This window comes from Tatumella sp. JGM130 (assembly GCF_018257525.1).
GTDB classification, from domain to species: domain Bacteria; phylum Pseudomonadota; class Gammaproteobacteria; order Enterobacterales; family Enterobacteriaceae; genus Tatumella; species Tatumella punctata.
The window spans coordinates 40922-64589 of sequence record NZ_JAERJS010000016.1 but is presented as its reverse complement, the minus strand read 5'-3'; the positions used below and the strand labels follow the sequence as shown (position 1 = coordinate 64589).

At 51.1% G+C, this 23668-nt stretch carries 24 protein-coding genes; 4 read left to right on the top strand and 20 right to left on the bottom strand.

What is annotated here, in order from left to right:
- Positions 1 to 45: 45 nt before the first annotated feature.
- Positions 46 to 465 carry a DoxX family protein gene (locus JK211_RS09470; RefSeq protein WP_212708427.1) on the bottom strand — a complete coding sequence of 140 codons (420 nt, stop codon included), beginning with the start codon at positions 463 to 465 and terminating at the stop codon, positions 46 to 48.
- A gap of 242 nt (positions 466 to 707) precedes the next feature.
- Positions 708 to 1661: an aldo/keto reductase gene (locus tag JK211_RS09465; RefSeq protein ID WP_212708426.1), complete on the bottom strand. Its 954-nt coding sequence runs from the start codon at positions 1659 to 1661 to the stop codon at positions 708 to 710.
- Positions 1662 to 1943: 282 nt separating this feature from the next.
- Between JK211_RS09465 and JK211_RS09460 the strand changes: the two genes are divergently transcribed.
- The 4 genes from JK211_RS09460 to tatE all read left to right on the top strand — a co-directional run bounded on the left by JK211_RS09460 (position 1944) and on the right by tatE (position 3985).
- Positions 1944 to 2264 carry a YnfA family protein gene (locus JK211_RS09460; protein ID WP_343877688.1) on the top strand — a complete coding sequence of 107 codons (321 nt, stop codon included), beginning with the start codon at positions 1944 to 1946 and terminating at the stop codon, positions 2262 to 2264.
- Positions 2265 to 2589: 325 nt separating this feature from the next.
- Entirely contained in the window at positions 2590 to 3153 is a 564-nt protein-coding gene (pagP, locus tag JK211_RS09455; protein ID WP_212708443.1) for a lipid IV(A) palmitoyltransferase PagP, read from the top strand.
- A gap of 149 nt (positions 3154 to 3302) precedes the next feature.
- Positions 3303 to 3512, top strand: a complete 210-nt coding sequence (cspE, locus tag JK211_RS09450) for a transcription antiterminator/RNA stability regulator CspE (protein WP_038019505.1) — start codon at positions 3303 to 3305, stop codon at positions 3510 to 3512.
- 254 nt (positions 3513 to 3766) lie between these two features.
- Positions 3767 to 3985 (top strand): twin-arginine translocase subunit TatE, encoded by a 219-nt coding sequence (tatE, locus tag JK211_RS09445; RefSeq protein WP_212708424.1) that lies wholly within the window; start codon positions 3767 to 3769, stop codon positions 3983 to 3985.
- A gap of 158 nt (positions 3986 to 4143) precedes the next feature.
- On the opposite strand, the gene lipA is transcribed toward tatE, so the two are convergent.
- The 18 genes from lipA to miaB all read right to left on the bottom strand — a co-directional run bounded on the left by lipA (position 4144) and on the right by miaB (position 23540).
- Positions 4144 to 5109 carry a lipoyl synthase gene (lipA, locus tag JK211_RS09440; RefSeq protein ID WP_212708423.1) on the bottom strand — a complete coding sequence of 322 codons (966 nt, stop codon included), beginning with the start codon at positions 5107 to 5109 and terminating at the stop codon, positions 4144 to 4146.
- Positions 5110 to 5248: 139 nt separating this feature from the next.
- The gene (gene lipB, locus JK211_RS09435; RefSeq protein ID WP_212708422.1) at positions 5249 to 5905 is read right to left on the bottom strand and encodes a lipoyl(octanoyl) transferase LipB; all 657 of its coding nucleotides are present in this window, start codon (positions 5903 to 5905) and stop codon (positions 5249 to 5251) included.
- 83 nt (positions 5906 to 5988) lie between these two features.
- The gene (gene ybeD / locus JK211_RS09430; RefSeq protein WP_212708421.1) at positions 5989 to 6252 is read right to left on the bottom strand and encodes a DUF493 family protein YbeD; all 264 of its coding nucleotides are present in this window, start codon (positions 6250 to 6252) and stop codon (positions 5989 to 5991) included.
- A 92-nt stretch (positions 6253 to 6344) separates the two neighbouring features.
- Positions 6345 to 7556: a D-alanyl-D-alanine carboxypeptidase DacA gene (gene dacA, locus JK211_RS09425; RefSeq protein ID WP_212708420.1), complete on the bottom strand. Its 1212-nt coding sequence runs from the start codon at positions 7554 to 7556 to the stop codon at positions 6345 to 6347.
- Positions 7557 to 7676: 120 nt separating this feature from the next.
- Positions 7677 to 8795 (bottom strand): endolytic peptidoglycan transglycosylase RlpA, encoded by a 1119-nt coding sequence (gene rlpA, locus JK211_RS09420; RefSeq protein ID WP_212708419.1) that lies wholly within the window; start codon positions 8793 to 8795, stop codon positions 7677 to 7679.
- Between the two features lie 10 nt (positions 8796 to 8805).
- Positions 8806 to 9924 (bottom strand): peptidoglycan glycosyltransferase MrdB, encoded by a 1119-nt coding sequence (gene mrdB / locus JK211_RS09415; RefSeq protein WP_371734605.1) that lies wholly within the window; start codon positions 9922 to 9924, stop codon positions 8806 to 8808.
- A gap of 2 nt (positions 9925 to 9926) precedes the next feature.
- Positions 9927 to 11831 (bottom strand): peptidoglycan DD-transpeptidase MrdA, encoded by a 1905-nt coding sequence (gene mrdA, locus JK211_RS09410; RefSeq protein WP_212708418.1) that lies wholly within the window; start codon positions 11829 to 11831, stop codon positions 9927 to 9929.
- A gap of 34 nt (positions 11832 to 11865) precedes the next feature.
- Positions 11866 to 12336 (bottom strand): 23S rRNA (pseudouridine(1915)-N(3))-methyltransferase RlmH, encoded by a 471-nt coding sequence (rlmH, locus tag JK211_RS09405; protein WP_212708417.1) that lies wholly within the window; start codon positions 12334 to 12336, stop codon positions 11866 to 11868.
- Between the two features lie 3 nt (positions 12337 to 12339).
- A complete protein-coding gene (gene rsfS / locus JK211_RS09400; protein WP_212708416.1) occupies positions 12340 to 12657 on the bottom strand; it encodes a ribosome silencing factor in 318 nt (105 codons plus the stop codon).
- Between the two features lie 94 nt (positions 12658 to 12751).
- Positions 12752 to 13396, bottom strand: coding sequence for a nicotinate-nucleotide adenylyltransferase (gene nadD / locus JK211_RS09395; RefSeq protein ID WP_212708415.1), 645 nt, complete (start codon positions 13394 to 13396; stop codon positions 12752 to 12754).
- A complete protein-coding gene (gene holA / locus JK211_RS09390; protein ID WP_212708414.1) occupies positions 13389 to 14420 on the bottom strand; it encodes a DNA polymerase III subunit delta in 1032 nt (343 codons plus the stop codon). The genes nadD and holA overlap by 8 nt, the downstream gene beginning before the upstream one ends.
- A complete protein-coding gene (lptE, locus tag JK211_RS09385; protein ID WP_343877586.1) occupies positions 14420 to 15016 on the bottom strand; it encodes an LPS assembly lipoprotein LptE in 597 nt (198 codons plus the stop codon). Before lptE ends, holA begins: the two co-directional genes overlap by 1 nt.
- 14 nt (positions 15017 to 15030) lie before the next feature.
- Positions 15031 to 17613, bottom strand: a complete 2583-nt coding sequence (leuS, locus tag JK211_RS09380; protein WP_212708413.1) for a leucine--tRNA ligase — start codon at positions 17611 to 17613, stop codon at positions 15031 to 15033.
- A 269-nt stretch (positions 17614 to 17882) separates the two neighbouring features.
- Positions 17883 to 19415, bottom strand: a complete 1533-nt coding sequence (lnt, locus tag JK211_RS09375; RefSeq protein ID WP_212708412.1) for an apolipoprotein N-acyltransferase — start codon at positions 19413 to 19415, stop codon at positions 17883 to 17885.
- A gap of 6 nt (positions 19416 to 19421) precedes the next feature.
- Positions 19422 to 20303 (bottom strand): CNNM family magnesium/cobalt transport protein CorC, encoded by an 882-nt coding sequence (gene corC, locus JK211_RS09370; RefSeq protein WP_212708411.1) that lies wholly within the window; start codon positions 20301 to 20303, stop codon positions 19422 to 19424.
- Between the two features lie 86 nt (positions 20304 to 20389).
- Complete coding sequence (gene ybeY, locus JK211_RS09365; protein WP_212708410.1) at positions 20390 to 20869, bottom strand: rRNA maturation RNase YbeY; 480 nt, start codon at positions 20867 to 20869, stop codon at positions 20390 to 20392.
- Positions 20866 to 21918 carry a PhoH family protein gene (locus JK211_RS09360; RefSeq protein ID WP_212708409.1) on the bottom strand — a complete coding sequence of 351 codons (1053 nt, stop codon included), beginning with the start codon at positions 21916 to 21918 and terminating at the stop codon, positions 20866 to 20868. The genes ybeY and JK211_RS09360 overlap by 4 nt, the downstream gene beginning before the upstream one ends.
- A 197-nt stretch (positions 21919 to 22115) precedes the next feature.
- A complete protein-coding gene (gene miaB / locus JK211_RS09355; protein ID WP_212708408.1) occupies positions 22116 to 23540 on the bottom strand; it encodes a tRNA (N6-isopentenyl adenosine(37)-C2)-methylthiotransferase MiaB in 1425 nt (474 codons plus the stop codon).
- Positions 23541 to 23668: the final 128 nt, after the last annotated feature.

Sequence of the window (23668 nt, the reverse complement as noted above, 5' to 3'; positions counted from 1 at the left end):
CCGCGCTGACAGTCCGGCGGGCAGCTGTGAGACTACAGACCGGACTTATTGACGGGAAAGGCTGTATTTACCCGCACCCAGTAACATGATAAATATGCCACCGAAGAAATAGAGTGCTTCGGTTTCCAGCGCCCATGCGCCGACATCAGTGGTTTTGAAGAAGTTGCCACCGGCAACCAGTGCCACGGCGAAGACCAGGTTGATGGCATAAACCAGGCCGGCCAGCCGGGTCCAGACCCCCAGAATAATCAATACCGGTGCAATAACTTCCCCGATATAGGCACCGTAAGCCACAAAGCCAGGCAGGCCATGGGCAGACAGCATCGGTTTGATCCATTCAACACCGTTCATCAGTTTAAAGCTGCCGTGGAACAGCATCAGGAAACCAAACACCAGGCGTAACAATAATTTTGCGAAGTCAGGATGATCAACTACACGATCAAAACCAGCAATCAGCTTATTCATAAAAAAATCCCCTTTGAAAAAACGTAAAGTACGTGAAAAAGACGCAAAACATCACCGGTATTTTTTGAATAAAAACATCAAAAAATTAGAGCGATAGTTATAAAATTAGCACTTAGTATGAAAATTATCCTGTCATAATCGGGTAAAGACCATTGCGGGCCTGAAGGGGGGGGGCGGAGTAACGAAGGTGTGTGCTGGCAGCGTATCAGGGGCCCTCAGACCCCTGACGGGAGAGTCGCTTATTACTGACTGACGGTATCCAGTAACGTCAGTTGCTGCGGGGTCAGGGAAAGCTGAAGTGCTCTGGCAAAACTTTCAACCTGGGGGACGCTGGTTGCACTGGCAATCGGGGCGGTGACACCTTCACGGGCAATTAACCATGCCAGGGCAACTTCCGCAGAGGTCGCCTGCTGTGCTTCTGCAACTTCTGCCAATGCCCCGACAATTCTGAATCCGCGCGGATTAAGATATTTGCTGATGCCGGCTCCGCGTTTGCTTTGCTGTAAATCGCTCTCTTTACGGTATTTTCCGGTAAGAAACCCGGAAGCCAGACTGTAATAGGTGACTACGCCGATATTCTTTTTAATACAAAGGTCACGCAGCGGACCGTCAAAGCTGTTACGGTCATATAAGTTATATTCCGGCTGCAGCACCTGATAAGCAGGAAGCGCATGCTGTGCTGCCACGTTCAGGGCGTCTGTCAGCTGTGTTGCATCGAGATTTGAGGCACCGATAGCACGGATTTTACCTTCGGCCAGCAGTGTTTTATATGCTTCCAGCGTTTCTTCATAAGGTGTGGCGGGATCCGGCCAGTGGGAGAAATAAAGGTCAATATAATCTGTATTTAAGCGGCGCAGTGAGTCCTCAACAGCCCGGATAATCCATTTACGGGAGAGGCCTTTGTGGCCTTCAATACCTAAATCGGCACCAACCTTAGTGAATAATTTTATCTGTTCGCGACGCCCCGGGCGGGACTTCAGCCAGCGTCCGATTATGGTTTCAGATTCCCCGCCCTGGTTACCCTCTGCCCAGAGAGAGTAAACATCAGCAGTGTCAATACTGTCAAAACCGTGATCAACAAAAGCATCCAGTATTCTGAAACTGGCAGGCTCATCAATCGTCCAGCCAAAGACATTACCGCCAAACACCAGCGGGGTGATGGATAAATCTGTCTGACCAAGAAGCCGTTTAGTCATTTCTGATGCTCTCCTGAGAGTAAAATAAAGACAGGGAAGCCCTGTGCAGCCTGCCATCGGGTGAAACTGTGATACTCACAGCGGCAAAGGGCGTCTGTGTACAGCGGAATATACCTCAGCGGACTGTCAGGGTAGAATTATCCCTGCGCGGTGCCCGCGGGTTGTGCCGCGAATACAGATAATCTTTTTAAGCATAGCAAAAACCGTCGGACAGCCGGTGCAGCATTTGTGCCGGTAATTCACGGGGTCCCGTAACCTCACAGACAGGAAGCAAGTATGTTAATAGTCAAAACCGGGTTGTTGTTTATATTGACAGCCCTGGCCGAAATTGCCGGATGTTATCTGCCTTATCTGGTGCTGCGTGAACAGCGAAGTCACTGGCTGTTAGTGCCCGGGGTAGCAAGTCTGGTGATTTTTGCCTGGTTACTGACATTCCATCCGGCTGCGGCAGGGCGGACTTATGCCGCTTATGGTGGCGTGTATATTTGTGTGGCACTGGCGTGGCTGGCGCTGGTGGATGGTGTTGCACTGACGCGCTGGGATATTACCGGAGGTATAGTGGCACTGGCAGGTATGGTTATTATTGTCTGTCAGCCGTCCTGAAATAACCGGCCGGTGACCGGCTGTATGAGCGCGGGCCAGTTAACTCCCGGGGTTTTTTCTCTGAGAGCAGGATTTTTTTTGAAATTTATCTAAAATAATACTTATGTCTTTGTCAGCGAAGGTTATTTAAGAAATGTCGCCTGTTATTAATCACAGCAGCGATGTTTTACTTTCCGGCGAAGATACAGTCAGCAGAGTGAGGATGCTGGTTATTCAGGGTATTTCTGGCAGGACGTTATACCCTGACTGCCCGGAAACTGGCGGAGTCAGGCCGGTTTACCGGTATTTAGCAATTTTTAACTGGCAGGTTAATGTAGTGTATACGATGAAATCTAAACAATGGGCCATCATGCTGGCCGGAGTACTGAGCGCCCCTGTCACTCAGGCTGCAGATATCGGACAGCAAATATCCCAAACCTGGGATACTTTCACCGGTAATGTGGCCGAAACATGGAACTCACCACAGACGGTGGATTTGTATGTGCCGGCAATTACCTGGCACAACCGCCTGGCCTATGACCGCGAGCATATTGACCGTTATAACGAAAGGCCGTGGGGGGCAGGGGGAGGGATCTCCCGTTACGATGAAAAAGGCAACTGGCAGGGCATTTATCTGATGGCATTTAAAGATTCCTTTAATAAATGGGAACCCATCGGTGGTTATGGCTGGGAAGCAACCTGGCGGCCGTTCAGTGATCAGCGTTTTCATGTGGGAGCAGGGTATACCGCCGGAGTCACTTTGCGTGATAACTGGAATTATCTGCCTATCCCTCTGGTCCTGCCACTGGCTTCCATCGGCTACGGTCCGGCAAATTTTCAGATGACCTATATCCCGGGAACCCATAACAACGGAAACGTTTACTTCGCATGGTTACGTATCCAGTTTTAAGCATAATCCTTGTGCAAAAAATGCCCTGTTGTGATGAAATTTAGATATTTATCACTTTTTCTTAAAATGGTGCTGGACAAATTGCACCGCAATTGATGTACTAGGTGCCGACACAGTTTAGTGTCCATTTTTCATGTAAAGGTAATAAGATGTCCAAGATTAAAGGTAACGTTAAGTGGTTTAATGAATCTAAAGGATTCGGTTTCATTACTCCTGAAGATGGCAGCAAAGATGTATTCGTACACTTCTCTGCTATCGTGAGCAATGGCTTCAAAACTCTGGCTGAAGGTCAGCGTGTAGAGTTTGAAATTACTGACGGTGCTAAAGGCCCATCTGCTGCTAACGTTATCAGCCTGTAATTTTCAGTCAGAATCTCTAAAACCCGCCTTATGGCGGGTTTTTTATTGCCTGTTATTTTTTTGTTAACCAATATCCGTATTTTTTTTCACCTGCTGAAAGTGCCTGCTGCCCGTTATCGCTGGCCAGCTCCGGGATGGCGTATTTCCGGCTGATTAGTGCTATTCGTAGTCTGTTACAGAATTGTTTTGTGTTATACTCGGCTTTGCGTATTAATGTAGATGTAACGATCTTCGCTGAGGTTTAAAGGTATATTATGGAAGGTATCAGTATTGCAAAACTGCTGATCATTGGTGCTCTTATCGTATTGCTTTTTGGCACCAATAAATTACGCTCATTAGGCGGTGACCTGGGTAGCGCAATTAAGGGCTTTAAAAAAGCCATGAAAGATGATGATTCAGCCGCGGCTAAACCAGCTGCAACTAAGAGTGAAGCGGAAGAGATTCCTGCTGAACGTGTTACTCATAAAGAGTAATGATGTGCCCCTGCAATAAATATACGTATTTATTGTCAGTAAAAACCAGATAGTCAGACTGTCTGGTTTTTTGTTTTTTGGTGAAAGCCAGCCGCAGGGCAGGAGATAAACCCGGCCTGAAAGAGACAGTCCTGCAGACCGTCTCTGACGATTTCCGGTTATTTAACTTCGATACCTTTGGCCTGCATATCGGCATGATACGAGGAACGTACGAACGGGCCACAGGCCGCATGGGTGAACCCCATTGCCATCGCTTCCTGTTTCATTTCATCAAACTCCGCCGGGCTGACATAGCGCTGAACCGGCAGGTGATGGCGGCTTGGCTGCAAATACTGTCCCAGGGTCAGCATGGTGACACCGTGACGGCGTAAATCGCGCATCACCTCGATAATTTCAGCGTTAGTTTCACCCAGACCCACCATCAGCCCCGACTTGGTCGGAATATCAGGGTGCGATTGCTTAAATTTTTCCAGCAGGGTCAGGGACCATTGGTAATCCGCTCCCGGTCTTACCTGGCGGTAGATTCGTGGTACGTTCTCCAGGTTATGGTTGAAAACATCCGGCGGCGTGCGGGTCAGAATATCCAGTGCACGATCCATACGACCTCGGAAATCCGGTACCAGTGTTTCTATTTTGATCGCCGGACTTTTTTCACGGATAGCCGTGATACAGTCAGCAAAGTGTTGTGCTCCGCCATCACGCAGATCATCCCGGTCAACGGAGGTGATAACGACGTAGCGTAGTCCCATATCAGCAATGGCCTGTGCCAGCTTGCCCGGTTCTGCGGCGTCCGGGGCCAGCGGACGCCCGTGGGCGACATCACAAAACGGGCAGCGGCGGGTACAGATAGCACCGAGGATCATAAAGGTTGCCGTGCCGTGATTAAAACATTCGGCCAGGTTCGGGCAGGAGGCTTCTTCACAGACAGAATGCAGGCCATTTTTGCGCATAGCGGCTTTAATTCCCTGAATCCGGCTGGAGTCTGCAGGAAGCTTGATTCTCATCCATTCAGGTTTACGCAGCAACTCCTGGCGTTCACTGACGACTGTTTTTACCGGGATCAATGCCATTTTATCGGCATCACGATATTTGACACCGCGTTCTATCTGGACAGGTTTACTCATTTCTGCGGGTTCCGTTTGCTGATTGTCTACAGGCAGCCTGTATTCAACTAATTTTGTAACAATGAAAAAAGTATATCATTTTACCTGCTGACGGGCAGCTTTCCGGTTCTGTAAAAGTTACATATTTGTAAATTAAAAATCAGTCAGGCAGTGTCTGCTGGTGTTGATAACGAATATCTGTGTACGGGAGTTGTTCCGTAAAATGTTTAATCAGTCGCTGAGGGGTTTCCGGCATCAGGCGGCTGTCTGTCAGGTCTGCCAGCCTGGTCATTTCCATCCCCGGATACCCGCAGGGGTTGATCCGCAGAAAAGGAGAGAGGTCCATATCCACGTTTAAAGCCAGCCCGTGGAATGAACAGCCTTTACGGATCCGTAGTCCCAGAGAACAGATTTTTTTAGCATCGACATAGACGCCCGGTGCATCATCGCGGGCCCTGCCTGAGACAGAGAAGTCGGCCAGGGTCGCGATCACTGTTTGCTCAATTGCCGTGACCAGCTGACGTACACCCAGCTTACGACGGCGGATATCAACCAGTACATAGAGGATCTGTTGCCCGGGACCATGGAAAGTCACTTGTCCTCCGCGGTCACTTTGCATGACCGGAATATCGCCGGGGTCGAGCAGGTGTTCGGGTTTACCGGCCTGGCCCTGAGTAAATACCGCAGGGTGTTGTACCAGCCAGAGTTCGTCGGCAGTATCGGCAGTACGCTGATCAGTAAACTGATGCATCGCCTGAGAAACCGTATGCCAGTCACGTAATCCTAACTGACGGATAATAAGAGATTGATCAGACAAGGGGAATATCCGGTAGCCGCTGAAAAACGCAGTATAGCGCCGGGCGGGCAGGCTGAATACCTGCCGGTACCCGGCAGCCAGAGTTACAGCACCATACGAACAATTTCGATGTTGCCCAGCTCTTCATAAAGAGCCTCAACCTGTTCGATATGGGTGGCATTAATGGTAATAGAAACTGAGTGATAATTGCCTTTGCTGCTCGGTTTTACATCGGGTGAGTAATCTCCCGGTGCATGGCGTTGTACCACTTCAATCACCTGATCAACCAGCCCGGGCTGTGCCAGACCCATCACTTTATAGGTAAACGGGGTTGGAAATTCGAGCAATTCATTCAGTTTGGTTTTCATAGTGACTCCGTAAAAAAGATGCCCCCGAAGATTCAGGGGCAGAGTAATGCTTTACTATGTGGGGATGATTAAGAATATTTCAACCCTGACAGCTATCCCATCCAGTGATGAAATTTCAGTTTAATATAATCGATAATCCGGCTAAAGAAACCACCTTCTTTAACATCATTCAGCACCACCAGTGGCTGCCGGGCAATGATTTTTCCGTCCAGCTGGAAGTTGATAGTCCCAATCTGCTGGTTTTTCTGCAGCGGTGCATGCAGTTCGGTATTGCTCAGAATATAACTGGCTTTCAAATCTTTTGCCCTGCCGCGGGGAACCGTCAGATACACGTCTTTATCCACCCCCAGCTGCACATTGTCCGTGTCACCAAACCATACGGGCTCAGAGGCAAAGTCTTTACCGGCTTTCAGAGGAGAAACGGTTTCAAAAAAGCGGAAGCCCCAGGTCAGTAATTTCTTACTTTCCGTTTCGCGGCCTTTATAAGTATGCCCACCGAGCACTGCAGAAATCAGCCGCATTTTTCCTTCGGTCGCAGAGGCTACCAGATTATAACCGGCGGCATTAGTATGGCCGGTTTTAATGCCATCAACGTTCAGGCTGGTATCCCACAACAGACCGTTACGGTTAGTCTGGCGAATATTATTAAAGGTGAACTCTTTTTCTTTGTAGATTGCGTATTCGTCAGGCACGTCGCGGATTAAGGCCTGACCGATCAGTGCCATATCCCGTGCTGAACTATACTGGCCATCAGCATCCAGCCCATGGACGGTTTTGAAGTGAGTGTTTTTTAATCCCAGAGCGCTGACATAGTTATTCATCAGACCGACAAAGGCGTCCTGACTACCGGCGACATAATCGGCCATTGCAACGCAGGCATCATTCCCGGATTGCAGTACAATCCCCCGTGTCAGTTTAGACACCGGGACCCGATCTCCGGGTTTAAGAAACATTAATGAAGACCCTTTGAATACCGGATTGCCGGTTGCCCAGGCATCCTGGCCGACAGTCACCATATCATCCTGATGGATTTTACCGGCTTTGAGCGCCTGGCCAATCACATAACTGGTCATCATTTTGGTGAGGCTTGCCGGGTCGCGGCGGTTATCTGCATTTTTTTCTGCCAGTACTGTGCCTGAATTATAATCAATCAGGATGTAGGCTTCGGCATCAATATCAGGGACGCCGGGGATCATGGTTTGCAGATTGACATCATCAGCCATTGCAGAATGACTGATAATCAATGCAACCAGAGAGGCAGAACTGAATTTGGTCAGGAAGTGCAAAGGGGAATTTCTCTTCATCTTTAGAGTAACTTCATCCATGGGACAGGTATTATTTGTCACAAACTATAACAGGATGCCCTTGTAACAGGCATCCTGCTTTACTTAAGTTTATGCTTTAGCGCAAAACAGAAGGGAAAATTACGGCGCAGTAGTAATAAATGAGTTTATTTTTTCACCTGATAATCGCTGCTGTAACGCGGCGGCTTCCTTGCGATCGGCATAACCTCCCAGTTGTACACGGTAGGTGTTCCCGTTAACGACTTCAGTATGTGCGTTAACGCCAAAACGCTGGCTCAGCTTCTGCTCTAACTGTCTGGCACGCTGTGCATCATTGAGTGCCGCGACCTGGACGACAAAGCCGTGACTTTTACTCGCGGAGGACGCCGGTGTTTTTGCGGCCGGGGCTGCAATAGCTGCTGCTGCCGGCGCGGGTGGGGTTGCCGCCGGGGTTGCAGGCTCCAGTACGCCGCTGGCTAACGGCTGTGGCGCACCAAGAAAACCGTTACTGTGTAGCGGGGCACCCATACTGTTACTACTTTGCAAGCTGCTATTGGCTATCGGCATAACATGAGAGGTACCAGTAACTGACGGGGCCGTGGCTGGTAAAGCGGTACTGTTACTGCTTTGTATAGCCGGTGTCGGGGCCATATCAGTGCTGTCCAGGTTTGGTCTGGCCGGTAAGTCATAACTTTGTATAGCCACTCTGGTCCCGTTGGTTCCCGGTCCGGATAAGGTACCATCGGGAGCGACAGTAATAGCATCTACACGAACCTGTGTATTATTGGAAATATTCAGTCGCCCTGCGGATGCAGAAGACAAATCGATGATTCTTCCTGCAACAAAAGGACCGCGGTCATTAATCCGTACCACCAGCTGACGACCATCCGCCAGATTGGTGACACGTGCATAGCTCGGAATGGGCAGGTAAGGGGACGCTGCGGTATAGGCATTCGGGTCGAATTTCTCACCGGAAGCCGTGGTATTGCCTGCAGACTCCTGACCATAAGAACTTGCCAATCCGATCTGGCTGAAGTTTGACGTATCCGTGACGACACGGTAGCTGACACCGTTGACTGTATAATTCTGATTCGCTGAAGCGATCAGCGGCTCATATTTAGGCGGGATACCGGGAATTTCCACCACCGGCCCGGTCCAGGCGGGCTGAGCAGGGGCGGTATATTGCTGTTGCTGGTCGACGGAACATCCCGCCAATACTAACGATGTCAGTCCAATACAGATCAGCCATTCCTTACGCATGTATCGCCTCTTAAACGCTTTTTGATAACATTTTTCGATGAGTATGGATCGACATCACAATGCCGAATCCAGCCATTAATACGATCAGTGCTGAGCCACCATAACTGATCAACGGTAGCGGAACTCCTACCACCGGTAAAATACCGCTTACCATACCAATATTAACAAATACATAGACAAATAATATCAGCATAATACCGCCGGCCAGCACACGGCCAAAGGTTGTCTGGGCTTTGGCCGCAATTACCAGTCCGCGCATAATTAATAGCAGATACAGCGCCAGTAACGCCAGTACGCCAACCAGACCCAGTTCTTCTGCCAGTACCGCAAAGATAAAGTCAGTATGGCGTTCCGGCAAAAACTCCAGCTGTGACTGGGTACCATGCAGCCAGCCTTTACCTTCAAATCCGCCGGATCCGATAGCAATTTTAGACTGAATAATATGATAACCGGCACCGAGGGGATCACTTTCCGGGTTAAGCAACATCATTACACGGTCACGCTGGTATCCATGCATCAGGAAAAACCACAGGATCGGAATAAAAGCGGCCACCAGCACCACGGCAATACCGATAAGTTTCCAGCTCATACCGGATAAGAACAGGACAAACAGTCCTGAAGCAGCAATCAGGATAGCGGTCCCCAGGTCAGGCTGTGCGGCCACCAGCAGGGTAGGCAGGAAGATTAATATTAATGCAATAGCGGTATTTTTCAGGGTCGGCGGGCAGACATCACGGTTAATAAACCGCGCGACCATTAACGGTACTGCTATTTTCGCAATTTCAGAGGGCTGAAAACGCACAAAGCCGAGATCCAGCCAGCGCTGGGCACCTTTACTGATATGACCGAAAGCATCCACGGCCACCAGCAGTACAATACTGAGTATATACAGATAGGGTGCCCAGCTTTCATAAACCCGTGGCGGTACCTGGGCCAGTACCAGCATCAGGGTGACACCCATCGCAATCTGGCCCAGCTTACGTTCCATCATGCCCGGATCCTGACCGCTGGCACTCCAGATAACAAATCCGCTATAGGTGAGCAGGGCAAAAATTATCAGTACAAACAGAGGGTCAATATGGATGCGGGTCCATATTGACCGTTTCTGAGGACTACGACTCAGGGACATATTTACTCACCTTCATAACCAGGAGGAAGCGGTGCGGCCTGAGGGAGCTCAGTATTGTTGTCTCCCAGCATAATGTGATCAAGGATCTGCCGCATAATGGTGCCGACTGCGGCACCTGCACCGCCATTTTCTAAAATCATTGTGACTGCAACCCGCGGATTATCATACGGAGCAAACGCGGTCATCAGCTTATGGTCCCGCAGACGTTCGGTTATCCGGTGCGCGTTATAAGTTTCATTCTCTTTCAGGCCAAACACCTGGGCGGTTCCGGATTTGGCGGCAACTTTATAAGGCGTACCTTCAAAGCTTTTACGGGCCGTACCATTTGGCCGGTTTGCCACACCGTACATGCCGTCTTTGGCGATTTCCCAGTATCCGGAATTGACTTCTCCGATAGTGGTGGCCGCGGGTGGCTGGTAGGACACAATATCCGCGCCCTGGCTTTCGGCCAGCAGAAAATGAGGTACCTTAACCACACCGTCATTAATCAGGGTCATCAGGGCTTTATTCATTTGCAACGGTGTGGCTGTCCAGTATCCCTGGCCAATACCGACCGGAATGGTATCGCCCTGATACCAGGGCTTTTTAAACCGCCGCAGTTTCCACTCTCGTGTCGGCATATTACCGGCACTTTCCTGAGGCAGGTCAACACCGGTACGCGAGCCATAGCCGAACTTCTGCATCCATTCGGCTAACCGGTCGATCCCCATATCATAAGCGACCTGATAGAAAAAAGTATCTGCAGATTCTTCAAGAGATTTCGTGACGTTAAGCCGCCCGTGCCCCCATTTCTTCCAGTCACGGTAGCGTTTCTCTGTGCCGGGCAATTGCCACCAGCCCGGATCGACTAATGAAGTGTTACGATTAATCACACCTGCACTTAATGCTGAAACAGCAACATACGGTTTTACCGTCGACGCGGGCGGGTAAGCGGCCTGAATGGCCCGGTTATATAATGGCCGATCGGGGTCGGTCAGCAAACCTTTATAATCCGTTGACGAGATGCCGTTAACAAACAGATTCGCATCGTAGCCCGGCGTTGAGACCATTGCCAGAATATCTCCGTTACGCGGGTCAGTGACTACCACCGCGGCCCGGCTGCCCTGCAGCAGGCTCTCAATATATTGTTGCAGTTTCAGGTCGATGGTCAGGTAAATATCACGTCCGGCACGCGGCGCCTCCTGGTGCAACTGCCGAATAACTCTGCCGCGGTTATTCACTTCGACTTCCTGGTAGCCGGCTTTACCATGCAGAGTATCTTCGTAATAGCTTTCTATACCGAGCTTGCCGATATCATGGGTCGCCGCGTAGTTGCCGGTTTTTCCTTCCAGCTCAAGTCTTGCCACGTCACGGTCATTAATTTTCGAAACATAGCCGACAATGTGCGTCAGGGTTGCACCGTAAGGATAATAACGGCGCTGATAACCTTTAACTTCAACCCCCGGATAACGGTACTGATTTACCGAAAAACGGGCGATCTGCAATTCATTTAAATTACTTTTCAGCGGAACAGAAGTGAACCGGCGTGATCGTTTACGTTCTTTTTCGAAGGCGTCCAGATCTTCCTGGCTCAGATCCAGTATTGACTGCAATTCCTGCAGGGTTGTTGACAGACTGGCAACTTTTTCCGGCACCAGCTCGGCCTGATAAATCGTACGGTTAATTGCCAGCGGGATTTTATTACGATCATAAATAATCCCGCGGCTCGGTGCGACTGGCACCAGTTTAATCCGGTTCTGGTTTGAACGGGTGCTGTAGTCGTCGAAGTGAAGGATCTGCAGATGCCAGAGATTAAACACCAGAATGCTGCTCAGCAGCAGAATGCCGAAAAAAGCGACTAACGCTCGTCTGGCGAACAGTTTTTGCTCGGCTGTATAATCTCTGAACGCACTACTGGTTAAGTTCATCCGCGGCCTGTCAGTCCGGAAGTTGCCTTATCTGCTATTCGCGATGATAAGGGTGGTTAGTGGTAATACTCCATGCCCGGTAAAGGCTTTCGGCAACCAGCACACGAACCAGCGGGTGGGGGAGCGTCAGAGCAGATAATGACCAGCTTTGTTCAGCCGCAGCTTTACAGGCGGGGGCCAGCCCTTCAGGTCCGCCGATTAACAGGCTGACATCACGGCCATCCAGCTTCCAGCGTTCAAGCTGTTGTGCCAGCTGAGGTGTTTCCCAGGGCTTACCCGGAATATCCAGAGTGACGATGCGGTTACCTTTGCCGACAGCTGCCAGCATTGCTTCGCCTTCCTTTTCCAGAATACGTTTGATATCGGCATTTTTTCCCCGTTTACCGGCAGGGACTTCGATCAACTCAAACGGCATATCTTTCGGAAAACGGCGCAGGTAGTCCATAAACCCCGTCTGCACCCAGTCGGGCATTTTGGTGCCGACTGCGACAAGTTGCAGTTTCACGTGTCAGCCCCAGAGTTTTTCCAGCTCATACAGCTGACGGCTTTCTTCCTGCATTATATGAACGATAACTTCGCCGAGATCTACTACTACCCATTCACCGTCGTCTTTACCGTCGGTACCCAGCGGGCTGACGCCTGCGGCGCGTGATTCCTGTGCCAGGTGGTCTGCAATTGAGACGACATGACGGTTAGATGTACCGGTACAAATGACCATACAGTCAGTGATACTGGATTTACCACGGACATCGATAGCGATAATATTTTGTGCTTTGAGGTCATCGACTTTATCGATAACGAAAGATTGGAGTGTCTGGCCTTGCAAAAGGTTCCCCTCGTGATGTGCTGGAAATAACAGAGTGACCGTCATAATATCCCGGCCGGTCGAATTTGAAGCGGCGGAGTATATCACGCCCTAATCAATCGCGATATAAGCCAGCCTGCCGGATGTAGTTAATCACTGACAGAGGCAGCAGGTCGCTGCATGACTGGCCGGTATGCAGGCGCTGACGGATAACCGTGGCCGACACCGGGTAATACGGTGTATCAGCCAGACAGATAAGCCCGGCAGGATACTGTTGCAGCCGCCGCGGGTCATCGGTCAGATGTTTACTGATCCAGTGTTGCAGCTCTGCAGACTCCGGCTGCCGACAGTAGCCGGGGCGACGGCAGACCAGCAGATGACAAAGGGACATCAGTTCCTGCCAGCGGTGCCATTTATTCAGGTTGAGGAGAGAGTCCTGACCAATAATAAACGCCAGGGGTTGCTGGCTGCCGCGTTCGGCACGGATAGTCTGCAGGGTTGTCACTGTCCAGGAAGGGGTGTCGCGGTGTAATTCCCGATCATCGATATCGAATAAGGGCAGATCGGCAATAGCACAACGCAGCATCGCCAGACGCTGTGCCGGACTGGCGACCGGCTGAGGACGATGAGGCGGCAGATTATTCGGTAACAGGGTAACTTTATGCAACCCGGTCAGACGTGCCAGAGCTTCAGCAGAACGCAGGTGACCGAAATGAACCGGATCAAATGTGCCGCCAAAGACCGCATGTAACTCAGACATCGCTCACCACCACCGGTGACTTCCCGAAGGTCAGTTGCAGTGTAAGAGAGGCCAGCGGTGACCATACATCGCTGCCGTAATCCTGTTTTATGGTCAGTTCAATCGATGCCAGCTGCTTTATTGCCAGGTGCACCGCCTGGTTATCCAGTCGTTCCAGTGCCGCGGTAAATAATGGCCTGCGGTTTTGCCAGACACGCAGTTTGTCCATTAACTGACGGACGTTGTGCGACCCCTGTTGACGTTGCAGTTGCAGCAGGGTCATCAGTTCCCGCTGCAGGGTACGCACTAAAATAACCGGTTCGGCAGCCTCTTGTTGCAGCTGCTGCAGAATATGCAATGCCCGTTTACTTTTACCGGCCAGAATCGCATCTGCCCAGTGGTAGGGTGAAAAATGTGCAGCGTCGTTGACCGCTTGTTCTACTCTCGGTAACGTCAGCTGGCCTTCCGGCCACAATAAAGATAAGCGTTCCAGTGCCTGAGATAAGGCCAGCAGGTTACCTTCATAGCAGTAACAGAGTAAGCCGATAGCCTGCTGGTCAATGGCAATACCCAGGCTCTTACAGCGCTGACTTACCCAGCGGGGTAATTGTGCCTGTTCCGGAGTGGTGCAGGGTACCATCACAGCATTCAGGGATAACCCTTTAAACCAACCGCTGTTTTCCTGGGCTTTAGTCAGTTTGTGCAGATGCACAATCAGTAACAGATCACTGTGTAACAGTTCCGCAAGACGGATCAGCCGCGGGGTTATCTGGGCTGAGGGACCGTTTTCCGGCATCAGCAATGTCAGGGTCTGACGCCGGGTGAACAGGCTGAGGGATTGACAGACGGTAAACAGGGCATCCCAGTCGGTGTGGTTATCAATGGTAAAAGTTAAATGCTCGAGGAATTGTTGCTGGCGGGCGGCAGCAATAATGGCATCATGACTTTCCTGGCGTAACAGCGGGTCGTTACCACTCAGGAAATAACTGCCGCGCAACCCTTCAGCGAGTTGCGCGGCCAGTTGTTCAGGGTAAAGCCTGACCATCAGCGGGATGTCGTCACGCCTGCAGTGTCACTTTGCTGGCCCGAATGCGAGGTAATCGTCTCCGGGGCCGGTAAAGTGTCTGCGGTGTTTAACTGTGCGGCATGTACTGCCAGTAACTGACGAACCAGTTGCTGGGAAGCCCGTACCCGCATTTCCTGATAAATAATATCCTGCTCAGCATCTTTGGCCAGCGGTACGCCAGGGTTATCAAAGAATGTACGGTATACCGTAGTACTGAGCGGATAAATACCTTTACCCGGCAGCAGAACCTGCGCAGTGACAGTCATATACAGCTGATATTCGGCTGCAGTGCCGTCGAGGAATACGGACGCCGTATTACGACCGGAGCTTTCGGCTTCCAGGCGTAATGACGGAGTGGTATTACGGCGGTCTGCACTGTCATCCACCAGCGTAATATCATTAAGCCGTAATTGCTGACGTACGGTCCTGGCCAGCGGCCCGTATGGGTCATTGCTGGTTAATATCATGGTTTGCATTTCCTTCGGGATCCGGGTCGTTCCGCTGGTATGAAAACCACAACCTGCGGTGGCCAGTACGGCCACCGCAATCATCAGTGCTGAGAAAAGTTTGCGCACATCGCCTCCTGAACTTAACCTGCGACCAGGTTAAGCAGTTTACCCGGAACGTAAATAACTTTACGTACAGTAACGCCTTCCAGGTATTTTGCCACAAGGTGTTCCTGAGCGGCCAGAGCCTGCACCTGCTCCTGAGTGGAGTTAACCGGAACCGTAATTTTTCCGCGAACCTTGCCATTCACCTGAACCACAATCAGTACTGAGTCTTCGACCATGGCACTTTCGTCTGCCACCGGCCATTGCGCGGTGTCGATAGTCTGTTTGTGCCCCAGGGTCTGCCACAGTTCAAAACAGGCGTGCGGGGTGAACGGATACAGTAAACGAACCACGGCATCTAACGCTTCCTGCATCAGAGCACGATCCTGATCGGTGTCCTGTGGTGCTTTCAGCAGTTTGTTCATCAGTTCCATCACAGCGGCGATGGCCGTGTTGAAGGTCTGACGACGGCCAATATCATCAGAGACTTTTGCCACCGTTTTATGAACATCACGGCGCAGTACTTTCTGGTCGTCATTCAGCTGCCCGGCGTCTAACACCGGAGCGGGGCCCTTGCTGCTATGGTCATAGACCAGTTTCCAGACACGTTTCAGGAAGCGGTTAGCACCTTCAACGCCGGATTCCTGCCATTCCAGAGTCATTTCTGCCGGAGAGGCGAACATCATAAACAGACGGACGGTATCTGCGCCGTAACGTTCTACCATTAACTGCGGGTCAATACCGTTATTTTTAGATTTTGACATCTTACTCATACCGGCATAAATCACTTCACGGCCATCTTTGTCGGTGGCACTGGTAATCCGGCCTTTCTCGTCACGTACGACAGAAACATCGACCGGAGAAACCCAGTTACGCTCACCGTTGCTGCCTGTGTAGTAGAAGGCATCGGCCAGTACCATACCCTGACATAACAGGCGTTTGGCAGGCTCGTTTGAGTTTACCAGTCCGGCGTCACGTAACAGTTTATGGAAGAAGCGGAAATACATCAGGTGCATAATGGCATGTTCGATACCACCCACATACTGATCGACCGGCAGCCAGTAGTTGGCGGCGGCCGGGTCAAGCATTCCCTGGTCATAATGCGTACAGGTATAGCGCGCGTAATACCAGGATGACTCCATAAAGGTATCGAAAGTATCGGTTTCGCGCAGTGCCGGCTGACCATTCACCGTGGTTTTGGCCCATTCAGGGTCGGCTTTGATCGGACTGGTGATGCCGTTCATTGCCACATCTTCCGGAAGAATGACAGGTAACTGATCTTCCGGCGTCGGGACGACAGTACCGTCTTCCAGAGTTACCATTGGGATCGGGGCACCCCAGTAACGCTGACGGGACACGCCCCAGTCGCGCAGACGGTAGTTTACTTTACGCTCACCGACACCTTTGGCCGCCAGCGCATCAGCAATAGCGTTGAAACCGTCCTGATGAGACAGTCCATCGAACGGTCCGGAATTAAACAGCGTTCCCTTACCGGTCATTGCCGCGTCACTGATATCCGGTTCGCTGCCATCCTCATTGAGGATCACGGGTTTTATGGCCAGACCATATTTGCTGGCGAACTCCCAGTCACGCTGGTCGTGGCCGGGAACGGCCATAACCGCACCTGTGCCGTATTCCATCAGGACAAAGTTAGCCACCCACAGGGGTAATTTATCACCGGTCAGGGGATGGATAACAAACATGCCCGTTGGCTGACCTTTTTTCTCCATGGTTGCCATATCAGCTTCAGCAACTTTGGTATTACTGCATTCGTCGATAAACGCGCTCAGTTGCGGGTTACCGATGGCCGCCTGGCGTGCCAGCGGATGTCCGGCGGCAACAGCGACATAGGTCGCCCCCATAAAAGTGTCCGGGCGGGTGGTGTAGACCGTCAGTTTCTGGTCGCTGTCGGCCACATTAAAGGTGATTTCCACCCCTTCCGAGCGGCCAATCCAGTTACGCTGCATGGTTTTAACCTGCTCAGGCCAGCCTTCCAGCGTATCCAGGTCATTCAGTAACTCTTCCGCATAGTCAGTAATTTTGATAAACCACTGGGGGATCTCTTTACGCTCAACTTTGGTATCACAACGCCAGCAGCAGCCTTCGATAACCTGTTCGTTGGCCAGTACGGTCTGATCGTTAGGACACCAGTTGACGGCGGAAGTCTTTTTGTAGACCAGGCCTTTTTCAAACAGTTGCGTAAAGAACCATTGCTCCCAGCGATAGTATTCCGGCTGACAGGTGGCCAGCTCACGGCTCCAGTCGTAGCCAAAACCCAGCAGTTTCAGCTGGTTTTTCATATAATCGATGTTTTCGTAGGTCCAGGGTGCAGGCGCGGTATTATTTTTGACAGCGGCACCTTCGGCAGGCAGACCAAATGCATCCCAGCCAATAGGCTGCAGAACATTTTTACCCAGCAGACGCTGATAGCGGGCAATAACATCACCAATGGTGTAGTTACGCACATGGCCCATATGTAGACGGCCAGAAGGATAGGGGAGCATTGACAGGCAGTAGTACTTTTCTTTCCCTTCCTGTTCAGTGACTTTAAAGGTTTCCTGATCGTGCCAGTATTGCTGGACTTTAGATTCTATCTCTTCCGGGCGGTATTGCTCTTGCATGGCAGCCTGTGGTCCTTGTTGAATTGCGCGAAGCTTACTGCAGTGTTTTTTATACGATCCCCATAGCATACCCATAAGGTCAGCGCGCAACAACACCCGCATTACACCCTGGCGGTATTTATCATCGAAACAGGCAGCGGTGAGTGACAGAAATCGTCGTTTCAGCCCGTATGGCCGGCGATATTTCCGGCGCCGCCGGGCCGCAAAGCTGCCCGCCAGACTGCCCGGAAAACAAAGGAGACGCCGGTGCACAGCACCGGCAAAACAGATTAGCGGCGACGGCGGGCTATCAGTGAGGCAGCTATCGCTACGGCAGAGAGTAACCAGACCGTCAGGTTACCACTGCGGGCATAAGGTGTGAGCCCGCGCGCAGGCGTGACCTCAGCCTGTAATACACCCTCACTGAACTGCGGAAGCTGCTGCACAATATCACCCTGCGGATTCACAATAGCGGTTACCCCGTTATTAGTATCTCGCAGCAGCGGCCGGCCAAGTTCCAGAGCCCGCATCCGCGCCATCTGCAGGTGCTGCCAGGGGCCAATCGAGTGGCCAAACCAGGCATCGTTAGACACAGTCAGCAGAAAGTCAGTATCCGGCCGGAAATTATCGCGAACGTGCTCGCCCAGCACAATCTCATAGCAGATAGCCGTCGTCAGATGATAACCGTCGAGGTTTAACGGTGGCTGACGATACTGGCCACGGCTGAAAGATGACATAGGTAAATCAAAAAACGGAGCCAGCGGCCGCAGCAGATCTTCCATTGGCACAAATTCACCAAAAGGAACCAGGTGATTTTTCTGGTAACGATTCAGGCTTTGGTAACTGTAGGGCTGCTGCGGATTACCCAGAACCACGACAGTGTTGTAATCATGGTAGCGATTACCCTGCAATCTGGAATCGACAATACCGGTTGCGAGGGTACTGCCATTATTGCGCAGAATGTCATCCAGCTGTGTCAGAAAAGGCTGCTCGTTGCTTTCAAGATCAGTAATCGCCGATTCCGGCCAGATAATGATTCTGGCGTTGCCTAATACCGGGCGGGTAAGGCGCAGATAGGTATCCAGGGTGGTCTGTAGCTGCCGTGAGTCCCATTTCATTGACTGGGGAATGTTCCCCTGAACCAGCGCCACTGATACTTTGCGCTCAGTGACCGGCTGATACCAGTGCAGATAACGTAATGGCCAGCTGACCAGCATAATCAAAACCGCGGCTATCACTGCACGTAAATGACGCTGTAGCAGACTGTAGGTGATCAGGCCCGCAATCAGCATCAGGACAAAGGTAATACTTTCGACCCCGGCAAGGGGAGCCAGACCTTTCAGTGGTCCGTTGATCTGGCTGTAGCCAAATTGCAGCCACGGAAACCCCGTCAGTACCCAGCCGCGTAAGAACTCGGTGAACTGCCATAGTGCCGGGGCGGCTAGAAACAGTCGCCACGGGGTGGCGGCCGGCCAGAACCGGTTGAGTAATCCACTGAATAACATCGGGAAAAGGGACAACCAGCCCGCCAGCAAGACCACCAGAAATACATTTACCGGGCCAGGCATACCACCGAAAGTGGCAATACTGACGTATACCCAGTTGACGCCTGAGCCGAATAGCCCCATTCCCCAGAAAAAACCAATCGCTATCGCCTGCGGGGTGGAGCGTTTCAGAGTTAACGCCTGTAAACCTGTCAGGGAGATCAGGGCGGCAGGCCAGAAATCAAAAGGAGAGAATGCCAGGGTGCCGACGGCACCCGTAAGTAAAGCCAGCAACAGACGTATTTTCTGCTGCCGGAATAACTGATTCAGGGCCGTCATAGGCTGTTATTCGTCTTCAAGTTGAGGAGGAGTGGCATCATCCGGGATTTTAACGTGTACCTGGAGGATGCGACGTCTGTCGGCCATTGCCACTTTGAACTGATAACCGTCAATCGTAATATTTTCGCCCCTGGCCGGCAGATGCCCGAAACTTTGCATCACCAGGCCACCGATAGTATCGACTTCTTCATCACTAAACCCGGTACCAAACAACTCATTAAAGTCTTCAATAGTTGTCAGGGCCCGCAGGGAATAAGTATGGCGACTCAGCTGCCGGATATCGCTGGCATCCTCTTCGTCATATTCATCCTCGATTTCGCCGACAATCAGTTCAAGAATATCTTCAATGGTGACCAGTCCGGAAACGCCGCCAAATTCATCAATCACTATCGCCATATGGTAACGCTGGGAGCGAAACTCTTTGAGCATACGGTCGACACGTTTACTTTCCGGGACGACAACCACCGGACGTAATACCTCAGCGATACTGAATGGTGCCGAACTGCTGCGCATAAACGGCAACAGGTCCTTCGCCATCAGGATACCTTCCACATGATCTTTATCTTCACTGATCACCGGAAACCGTGAGTGGGCAGACTCAATGATAACATCGAGACATTCTTCGAGACTCTGGTCCTGTTTGAGGGTGATCATCTGAGAGCGTGGGATCATAATATCTCTTACCCGCTGCTCGGCAATTTCCATCACGCCTTCCATCATATCGCGGGTGTCCTGATCAATCAGGTCTTTCTGCTCTGAGTCGCGGATCAGCTCCAGCAACTCGTCACGGTTCTGGGGTTCACCGTGAAACAGTTGGTTGATCAGTAAAGAAAAAAATCCCTTTTTACTGGCGGGGGTATCGCTGTTTTGTGAATGGTCATCGCTCATGGCGTATTTATTTAGTTCTCTCTGTGGGGGAATAAATGCTGTCAGGGGGCGTCACTGACAGCAGGGTGACCGGCAGAAACCGGTGATTAATCCATATCTTTCTCGGAAATGTACGGGTCAGGATAGCCCATAGCAAGCATTATCTCTGTTTCAATGCCTTCCATCTCTTCGGCTTCATCATCAATGATGTGGTCGTAGCCTAACAAATGCAGGGTACCATGCACTACCATATGTGCCCAGTGAGCTTCGGCCAGTTTCTGCTGATCCGCAGCTTCACGTTCGACGACCTGCCGGCAGATAATCAGGTCCCCAAGCAGGGGTAAATCCTCGATGCCCGGCGGTGCCTCAAACGGAAAGGACAGCACGTTAGTCGGTTTGTCCATACCGCGGTAGGTCAGATTCAGTTCGTGGCTTTCTGCTTCATCTACCAGCCGGATAGTCACCTCACTCTCGGGCTGAAACAGGCTGACGGTTGCCGTCAGCCAGCGGAGAAAGGAAGCTTCATCCGGGAGTCCGCGGGTATTTTCACAGGCATTCTGCAAATCAAGTGTTACGTTACTGCTCATACATTCTCCTGCGGGGGGGAAAGCGCTTCTTTTTTACGCTCTTCAGCCTGCCGCTCACGGCGTTTCTGGTCAGCTTCTTCCCAGGCTTCATAGGCGACCACTATCCGTGCTACCACGGGATGGCGCACCACATCTTCACTGTGGAAGAAATTAAAACTGAGCTCTTTCACGCCGGATAAGACTTCAATGGCGTGTTTCAGGCCAGAGCGTGCATTACGGGGGAGATCGATCTGTGTGACATCCCCGGTGATCACCGCTTTGGAGTTAAAACCAATACGGGTCAGAAACATTTTCATCTGTTCAATAGTGGTGTTCTGACTTTCATCCAGAATGATAAACGCATCATTTAATGTACGACCACGCATATACGCCAGCGGAGCCACTTCAATTACATTACGTTCAATCAGTTTCTCAACACGCTCAAAGCCCAGCATTTCAAACAGCGCGTCATACAATGGCCGTAAATAAGGGTCAACTTTCTGACTCAGGTCACCCGGCAAAAACCCCAGCTTCTCTCCGGCTTCAACCGCCGGACGGGTCAGCAGGATGCGCCGGACTTCCTGGCGTTCCAGAGCATCGACTGCCGCAGCCACTGCCAGATAGGTTTTGCCGGTACCGGCAGGGCCAATACCAAAGGTAATATCATGGTCGAGAATATGGGCAATATAGCTCGTCTGGTTCGGGGTGCGTGGTTTGATCACCCCGCGCTTAGTCTGAATATTAACCGCCTTACCGTAATCCGGCACACTGTCGGCGGTCTGTTCCAATACACGACTTTCTTTGATTGCCAGATGAATAGCTTCCGGATCAATCTCTTTGCTTTTACCGCGTACCGGTGCTGTCTCCACATACAGATTTTTCAGTATATGTTCCGCAGCATCCACGCACAGGGGTTTGCCGGACAGAGTAAAACGGTTATCGCGGCGATTAATCTCTATCCCGAGGCGACGTTCCAGATGTTTCAGATTATCGTCAACAGGGCCGGTCAGACTGAGCAGACGCTGATTATCTGCTGGTTCGAGGGCTATTTCGCGGGTTTCGATATTCAAAGTAATCCTATGGGTCGCTGAGGGCCGGTTAATCAACAACACACTATGCTGCCTGTTTTACAGGGGGATAGCCGCTAGTGATGCTGTTTGTCAGAAATTAAATGGTATATCAGGATATCGGGGCGGAATCAGAAAAATCCAGCCCCCGGAGGCAGGCTTTTTGCGGCAGCGGAAGGCTGCCGCAGCGGATAACGGGATCAGGGCTGCCAGATACCGACACCGGTCTCGTTTTCTTTACGGGTGCGGGCAATGACCGAAGCCGGAGACTCAGTGACGCGCAGTTCCATCTCTTTTTCCGTACGGACGGCGACACCACGCAATGAGTTAGGATAGACATCGACTATTTCAACATCGACGAATTTACCAATCATATCCGGGGTGCCTTCGAAATTGACCACGCGGTTATTTTCGGTACGACCGGAAAGTTCCATCAGATTTTTACGTGAAGTGCCTTCCACCAGTACCCGCTGAACTGTCCCCAGCATACGCCGGCTCCAGGCCATTGCCTGCTGGTTAATCCGTTCCTGAAGGATCCATAAACGCTGTTTTTTCTCTTCTTCGCTGACGTCGTCAGGCAAATCCGCCGCCGGAGTACCGGGCCTGGCAGAATAGATAAAACTGAAGCTCATATCAAAATTAACATCAGCAATCAGTTTCATGGTCTTTTCGAAGTCTTCCTGAGTTTCACCCGGGAAACCGATAATAAAGTCAGAACTGATTTGGATATCCGGCCGTGCTTCACGCAGTTTACGGATAATCGCTTTGAATTCCAGCGCGGTGTGTGCGCGCTTCATTAGCGTCAGGATCCGATCGGCACCGCTTTGCACTGGTAAATGCAGGAAGCTGACCAGCTCCGGAGTATCGCGATAGACATCGATAATATCATCGGTAAACTCAATCGGATGACTGGTGGTAAAGCGGATACGGTCAATGCCGTCAATCGCAGCGACCAGACGTAACAGGTCGGCAAAACTACAGACCGAGCCATCGAAATTTTCGCCCCGGTAAGCATTGACGTTCTGACCCAGCAGGTTAACTTCACGCACCCCCTGAGCAGCCAGCTGGGCGATTTCGAACAGAATATCATCGCTGGGACGGCTGACTTCTTCACCACGTGTATAAGGGACCACGCAGAAAGTACAGTATTTATTACAGCCTTCCATTATGGAAACAAAGGCTGTAGGGCCATCGGCACGAGGTTCCGGCAAACGGTCAAATTTCTCGATTTCCGGGAAGCTGATATCAACTACCGGGCTTTTGTTACCCCGGACACTGTTGATCATTTCCGGCAGACGATGCAGTGTCTGCGGACCGAACACGATATCCACATAATGTGCGCGCTGGCGGATATGGTCGCCTTCCTGTGATGCAACACAACCGCCGACACCGATAATCAGTTCCGGATTTTTTTCTTTTAAAATTCTCCAGCGTCCCAGCTGGTGGAATACTTTTTCCTGGGCCTTTTCACGGATAGAGCAGGTATTAAGCAATAATACGTCCGCCTCTTCCGCATTCTCGGTCAGAGTAAAGCCGTGGGTTGTATTCAGGAGGTCTGACATTTTAGATGAATCGTACTCGTTCATCTGGCAGCCCCAGGTCTTTATGTGCAATTTTTTTGTCATCAAACTGGCCATTAATTCAGTGCAAGGATGTGCAGGCGGCATATTGTAATGCTTTGCTGCTGTTGTGACCAGTGCGGAGGCTTTTCTGATCGTGACTTGATTTTCCGGTACACTGTGGCGATTAACGT

Bases quoted from the DNA above. Each gene is read 5' to 3' on its own strand.
- JK211_RS09465 (WP_212708426.1), bottom strand. From the start codon at position 1,661: ATGACTAAACGGCTTCTTGGTCAGACAGATTTATCCATCACCCCGCTG.
- holA (WP_212708414.1), bottom strand. From the start codon at position 14,420: ATGGTCAGGCTTTACCCTGAACAACTGGCCGCGCAACTCGCTGAAGGG.
- dacA (WP_212708420.1), bottom strand. From the start codon at position 7,556: ATGAAGAGAAATTCCCCTTTGCACTTCCTGACCAAATTCAGTTCTGCC.
- ybeY (WP_212708410.1), bottom strand. From the start codon at position 20,869: ATGAGCAGTAACGTAACACTTGATTTGCAGAATGCCTGTGAAAATACC.
- lipA (WP_212708423.1), bottom strand. From the start codon at position 5,109: ATGAGTAAACCTGTCCAGATAGAACGCGGTGTCAAATATCGTGATGCC.
- mrdA (WP_212708418.1), bottom strand. From the start codon at position 11,831: ATGAACTTAACCAGTAGTGCGTTCAGAGATTATACAGCCGAGCAAAAA.
- rlpA (WP_212708419.1), bottom strand. From the start codon at position 8,795: ATGCGTAAGGAATGGCTGATCTGTATTGGACTGACATCGTTAGTATTG.
- cspE (WP_038019505.1), top strand. From the start codon at position 3,303: ATGTCCAAGATTAAAGGTAACGTTAAGTGGTTTAATGAATCTAAAGGA.
- JK211_RS09470 (WP_212708427.1), bottom strand. From the start codon at position 465: ATGAATAAGCTGATTGCTGGTTTTGATCGTGTAGTTGATCATCCTGAC.
- leuS (WP_212708413.1), bottom strand. From the start codon at position 17,613: ATGCAAGAGCAATACCGCCCGGAAGAGATAGAATCTAAAGTCCAGCAA.
- tatE (WP_212708424.1), top strand. From the start codon at position 3,767: ATGGAAGGTATCAGTATTGCAAAACTGCTGATCATTGGTGCTCTTATC.
- lnt (WP_212708412.1), bottom strand. From the start codon at position 19,415: ATGACGGCCCTGAATCAGTTATTCCGGCAGCAGAAAATACGTCTGTTG.
- ybeD (WP_212708421.1), bottom strand. From the start codon at position 6,252: ATGAAAACCAAACTGAATGAATTGCTCGAATTTCCAACCCCGTTTACC.
- mrdB (WP_371734605.1), bottom strand. From the start codon at position 9,924: ATGTCCCTGAGTCGTAGTCCTCAGAAACGGTCAATATGGACCCGCATC.
- miaB (WP_212708408.1), bottom strand. From the start codon at position 23,540: ATGACAAAAAAATTGCACATAAAGACCTGGGGCTGCCAGATGAACGAG.
- pagP (WP_212708443.1), top strand. From the start codon at position 2,590: ATGAAATCTAAACAATGGGCCATCATGCTGGCCGGAGTACTGAGCGCC.
- corC (WP_212708411.1), bottom strand. From the start codon at position 20,303: ATGAGCGATGACCATTCACAAAACAGCGATACCCCCGCCAGTAAAAAG.
- nadD (WP_212708415.1), bottom strand. From the start codon at position 13,396: ATGTCTGAGTTACATGCGGTCTTTGGCGGCACATTTGATCCGGTTCAT.